Origin of the sequence: Aestuariivirga sp. (assembly GCF_041738905.1) — a bacterium.
In the GTDB taxonomy this organism is placed as follows: Bacteria; Pseudomonadota; Alphaproteobacteria; order Rhizobiales; family Aestuariivirgaceae; genus Aestuariivirga.
Genome location: NZ_JBGSOZ010000056.1, coordinates 1 through 5,323, shown reverse-complemented (window position 1 = coordinate 5,323; position 5,323 = coordinate 1). Strand labels below are relative to the sequence as shown.

Here is a 5,323-nt window from a genome sequence, read left to right as displayed (position 1 = left end):
AGGCCTGCGAAAGACAGAGAAGCTTGCCCCCAAGAGCCGTCAGGCTTCCTGGTCAAGGCAAGCAACGGAAAACAAACCTTCATCACGACTCTCATGCAAAGCCCGCCGTTCCAGAAATGAAACGGCGGGCTTTGGCGTTTGACACACGAGCTGCATTTTGGTGTCCCAGGCCCGGATCGCACAAGCCACTCCCGTTCCGCCACGCAATCGTCTAGATTTGCCGTGAAGAAGCGAGTTCTCGCGAAAGGCGACAGGCATCGGCATGGCTGAATCGGCAGCATCTCAACGACTCGACCCGCCCCGGGTCTACCTCGTCCACATGGTTGTCTTCACCATGATGGTGGGCATACTCGTCGCAGTCATCCTGCCTGGGCTGCAGAATGCCTTCATGGCGAATCCGGTGCTGAATGGTGTCATCATCGCAACCCTGGTCCTCGGAATGCTGCACACCTATCGGATGGTGGGACGGCTGTTCCGCGAGGTGAATTGGGTCAACCGCTTCCGCGCTTCGGAAAAGGGTGGTGACACCGGCCGGCCGCCGCAGCTTCTGGCGCCCATGGCGATGCTGCTGAAGAACCGGCAGGACACGGTGCTTTCTCCGCTCTCCCTGCGTTCGTTGCTCGATTCGCTGGCCTCCCGCCTTGATGAATCACGTGACATGGCGCGCTATCTCGTGGGGCTTCTGATCTTCCTTGGCCTGCTGGGCACGTTTTGGGGCCTGCTGGAGACCGTGCAGTCGATCGGCGGCGCCATCGATGGCCTCGATGTCAACTCCTCACAGTCGGCAACGCTCTTCGACCAGCTGAAGCAAGGCCTGCAGGCTCCGCTAAAGGGCATGGGGCTGTCCTTCTCGTCCTCGCTCTTCGGCCTTGCCGGATCGCTCATCCTGGGTTTCCTCGATCTCAAGGCGTCGCAGGCGCAGAACCGTTTCTATACCGATCTCGAAGACTGGCTCTCCTCGATGACCGATATCGCCGCCGGCGAGGGGCAATCCGTCCCGCAGCAGCAGGGCATTGCCCCGCAATTGCTCCGCGCCGAAGTCCAGTCGCTGCAGCGCGCCGTCGAGAAGCTCACCTTCGCCATCGAGAATCCCAGGCCTGCGGCTGGTTCGGGTTCCCCGCTCAATCCTGCACACGCGGACTCGATCGAACAGCTCGCCGACGCCGTGGCAAGCCTCGTGACGCAAATGCGCGAGGAGCAGAAGACCGTCCGCCAGTGGGCGCAGGGCCAGCAGACCCAGCAGAATGAAATCCAGCGCCTCCTGATGCGGGCCACCGGCCCGCTGGCGCGTGGCGTGGCGCGTGCCCGCACCGAGGACGAGCGCTCGTAATGGCGGGATCGCTGTCACGGCGCGGACGCGGCCGGAGCGACGAGGCTTATTGGCCGGGCTTTGTCGATGCCATGGCGCAGCTTCTTCTCGTCATCACCTTCCTGCTTTCGGTTTTCATGGTCGCGCAGTTCCTTCTGGCAAGGCAGATCTCCGGCCAGGATTCGGCACTTGGGCAATTGCGCTCGCAGATCGCCGAACTGACCCAGTTGCTGGCGCTCGAAACGGCGGCCAAGCAGGATGTCGAATCGTCACTGCTGGCGCTTCAGGACGATTTCTCTGCCGTGAAAGCCCAGAAAGACGATCTGTCCGCCATGCTCGCCAGCGAGAATGCCAAGGGGAGTTCGGCAGGGATCACCATCACCGGATTGCAGACGTCGCTCGACAAGGAGAAGGTGATCTCCTCCCAGGCGCTGGCCAAGGTCGAACTGCTGAACCAGCAGATCGCCGCCATGCGCCGCCAGTTGCAGACACTGAACTCTCTCCTGACCGATGCGGAGACCAAGAACCGCTCTTCGGAGGCTCAGATCGCCGATCTCGGCAAGCGCTTGAATTCGGCCCTTGCGCAGCGCGTACAGGAGTTGACGCGGTATCGCTCGGAGTTCTTCGGCAGGCTCAGGCAGATCCTGTCGCAGCGCTCGGACATTCTCGTGGTGGGCGACCGCTTCGTGTTCCAGGCCGAGGTGCTGTTCGAGAAGGGCCAGGCGGCGCTGAACCCCGAGGGCGAAGCGGAGATGCTGAAACTGGCGGATGCCCTGAAACAGCTTGAGCGCGAAATTCCATCTGACATCGCCTGGGTGCTGCGTGTCGATGGGCACACGGATTCCGATCCGATCACGTCCGCGGCTTTCAAGTCGAACTGGGAACTGTCCTCGGCCCGCGCCATCGCCGTCGTCAACTTCATGATCGCCAATGGGGTGCAGCCGCAGCATCTGGTGGCGGCGGGCTTCGGCGAGTTCCAGCCCATCGATCCCGGCTCGACCGAGGAAGCAAAGTCCCGCAACCGCCGCATCGAGCTCAAGCTCACCGAGCGATAGAAACGCTCACATCCGTTCAACCCAGGCACATCAAGGGGGATGTTCAGATTTGACGGCGACGAAGCGAGGCCGGGCCGGCATGGGGCCGCGATTGGCCTGCTCGGCTCTCGCGGCCTGTTGCAGCCTGCTTCCGGGTTCTCATGGCAGCGGTTCTGCCATTGCGCAGGACGAAACCCTTCCGGGCATCATCGGAAAGGATGACCGGGTTCCGGTCAAGGATGGCGACCTTCGCTGGCAGGCGATCGGGCAGGTCAATGTCGGTGGCTACCGCCAGCGCGGGTCGTGCACCGGAACGCTGGTTTCGCCGCGCGTGGTTCTGACGGCTGCCCATTGCGTGATCGATATGGCCCGCGGCGTGCCCTATAATCTCGACCGCGTTCATTTCACCGCGGGCGTGCATCGTGACCGCAACGCCGGTCATTCCACGGCCAGATGCCTGAAGTTTCCGAAGGGCTACACGTTCATCGGACCTGCAAAGCCGAACCCGGACTTGTCAGAGCAATATGTCCCTCTCGAGGCCTTCAAGCAGGATCTCGCGGTCATCGTCCTGAACGAGCCGATCAAGGGCATAACGCCGTTTGCCGTCGCAGGCGGAGCACCGCTTCAGGCTGGAACGGCGATCACGCATGCGGGGTACTCCGCCGACCGCCGCCACATCCTCTCGCTGCATGAGGGCTGCGAAGTGTCGATCATCATCGACACATTGGTGGCAACCACCTGCGATGCCCACCTGGGCAATTCGGGTGGACCCATCCTCATCAGGACCGGAGACGGCATGAAGATCACCGGCGTGCTCACCGGTTCAGGCAGCCACCTGGCAAATTTCGTCAGTCCCCTGAGCAATTGGCAGGACCTCACGCTGGACGAAGACTGTTGAGGAGAGTGGCGGCGGGCAGCACTGTGGATAACATATTTTCCTACTGCAATCGTTCCCTAAGGTTAACGAATCATTAACCACGTCATAGAAACGTGCCGGGGAATGTCGCGAAGCTGATTCGCCTGCTTGGTGCAGGCGGTTTCGTGGCCTCGTAGCGGGGCGATCTTGAACGGACGGCTGGATTTTTTCGTGGTTGGCGCGCAGAAGGCCGGCACCACGGCACTTGATACATTTCTCCGGTCTCATCCGGAGGTTGAGATGGGGCGCAAGAAGGAGCTTCATTTCTTCGACAACGAGAAGGTGGACTGGCGATCGCCCGACTATACGGCGCTGAACGCTTGCTACGACTGGAACCGCCCCGGTGTCTTGCGCGGGGAGTCGACGCCCATCTACATGTACTGGCCACAATCGCTGGAGCGGCTGCGGGCCTATAACCGCGAAGCAAAGATCGTTGTTCTGCTGCGCCACCCGGCCTGCCGTGCCCATTCGCACTGGAAGATGGAAGTTGTGCGCGGCAAGGAAGACTTTCCGTTCCGGCTCGCCATCGCCGACGTGGGCCGGTTGCGGATCAAGGCAGAGCCAAACGGCGTGCACCGGGTGTTCTCGTATGTCGAGCGCGGGTTCTATTCCGTGCAGATCGCGCGAATCCTCCGGTACTTTCCTTTGCGCAACGTGCTGTTCCTGCGAACCGACGACCTGTGGCGCGATCCGGCACAGAGTTTCGCCCGGGTTGCCGGTTTCCTCGGAATCGACGCGCGGGGATTCGGGAGCGTGCAGAAGGAATATGTCATTCCCCTGAAGCCCGCTGACCTGGCGCCGATGTCGGCGGATGAACGGGCAGATCTCGATGCGATCTACCGGAACGACATGGAGGACACGGCGCTGCTCTCCGGGCTCGATCTGTCGGACTGGTTCGACCCGAACTATGCCGAACCCATGCAACAAGGGCTCTATCCCGCGCGCGTCGGCCTCGCGGCGTAATCAGCCGGTTCAGTTCGCAGGGGCGGTGAACTGCAGTTTCGACAGCCTGGCATAGAGCGGGCTGGTGTTGATGAGTTCGGCGTGCTTGCCCTCGGCCACCAGCTTGCCATTCTCAAGAACGAGAATGCGGTCGGCGTTGCGCACGGTTGCGAGCCGGTGGGCGATGACCAGCGTCGTGCGATTGGCGGTGAGCTTCTCGATTGCCTGTTGGATGAAGGCTTCGCTCTCGGCGTCGAGCGCGCTCGTTGCCTCGTCGAGCAGCAGGATCGGCGCATCGCGGAGAATGGCGCGGGCAATGGCAATCCGCTGGCGCTGTCCGCCCGACAGCGTCACACCGCGTTCGCCGACTTCGGTGTCGTAGCCGTTGGGCAGGCGCTCGGCGAACTCGTCGACTCGCGCGGCGCGGGCCGCGGCCAGCACCTCCTCCGTCGAGGCCTCGGGCTTTCCGAAGCGGATATTGTCGAGGATCGTTCCGGAGAAGATGATCGTCTCCTGCGGCACGACGGCGATCCGTTCACGCACCGCCTGCGGATCGGCCTTGCGAACGTCCACGCCATCGACCGCGACGGTGCCAAGCTGCGGATCGAAAAAGCGCTGGGCCAGTGCGAAGATGGTGGTCTTGCCCGCACCTGACGGGCCGACGATGGCCACGGTTTCACCGGTCTTGACGGCGAAGGACACACCGTCGAGGGCGAGGGTTCCCGGCCGGGTGGGATAAGCGAAGCTGACGCGGTCGAGCGCGATCTGGCCCTTGGGCGGCAATGGCAGCGGGAGGGGCTGGTCAGGTGCCGCGATCTCCGGCTTCTCGTCGAGAAGTTCCGAGATGCGTTCGGCAGCGCCGGCAGCGAGCTGCACCTCGCCCCAGACTTCCGACAATTGCCCAAGAGAGCTTGCGGCCAGGATGGCATAGATCAGGAACTGACTGAGCGTGCCAGCCGACATTCCTCCGGAAATCACTTCGCTGGCGCCGTACCAGAGCAGCATGACGATCGAGCCCGCGGCCACGCCAATGATGGCGGCGGTCAGCACGGCCCGCGCAAAGGTGCGGCGGGCGGCTGCGCCGAAGGCTGTTGCCGTTGCTGCCGAGAACTCCCGCCGCGC

The 5,323-nt window shown here is 62.8% G+C and carries 5 protein-coding genes; 4 read left to right on the top strand and 1 reads right to left on the bottom strand.

Annotated features, from left to right (window positions below):
- The first annotated feature begins 262 nt into the window (after positions 1-262).
- From ACEW8Q_RS04400 to ACEW8Q_RS04385, 4 genes are all read left to right on the top strand, one after another.
- Positions 263-1,330, top strand: a complete 1,068-nt coding sequence (locus ACEW8Q_RS04400; RefSeq protein WP_373502839.1) for a flagellar motor protein MotA — start codon at positions 263-265, stop codon at positions 1,328-1,330.
- Positions 1,330-2,364 carry a peptidoglycan -binding protein gene (locus ACEW8Q_RS04395; RefSeq protein ID WP_373502838.1) on the top strand — a complete coding sequence of 345 codons (1,035 nt, stop codon included), beginning with the start codon at positions 1,330-1,332 and terminating at the stop codon, positions 2,362-2,364. Before ACEW8Q_RS04400 ends, ACEW8Q_RS04395 begins: the two co-directional genes overlap by 1 nt.
- A 49-nt stretch (positions 2,365-2,413) precedes the next feature.
- The gene (locus tag ACEW8Q_RS04390) at positions 2,414-3,241 is read left to right on the top strand and encodes a serine protease (protein ID WP_373502837.1); all 828 of its coding nucleotides are present in this window, start codon (positions 2,414-2,416) and stop codon (positions 3,239-3,241) included.
- 129 nt (positions 3,242-3,370) lie between these two features.
- Positions 3,371-4,222, top strand: a complete 852-nt coding sequence (locus ACEW8Q_RS04385; protein ID WP_373502840.1) for a sulfotransferase domain-containing protein — start codon at positions 3,371-3,373, stop codon at positions 4,220-4,222.
- Positions 4,223-4,231: 9 nt separating this feature from the next.
- Here the strand turns inward: ACEW8Q_RS04385 and ACEW8Q_RS04380 are convergent.
- Positions 4,232-5,323 (bottom strand): ATP-binding cassette domain-containing protein (locus ACEW8Q_RS04380; RefSeq protein WP_373502836.1); only part of this gene is annotated, 1,092 nt, incomplete at its 5' end.

What these genes read in the sequence shown, in the direction of transcription:
- ACEW8Q_RS04400 (WP_373502839.1), top strand. Translation starts at nt 263, where the DNA reads ATGGCTGAATCGGCAGCATCTCAACGACTCGACCCGCCCCGGGTCTAC.
- ACEW8Q_RS04395 (WP_373502838.1), top strand. Translation starts at nt 1,330, where the DNA reads ATGGCGGGATCGCTGTCACGGCGCGGACGCGGCCGGAGCGACGAGGCT.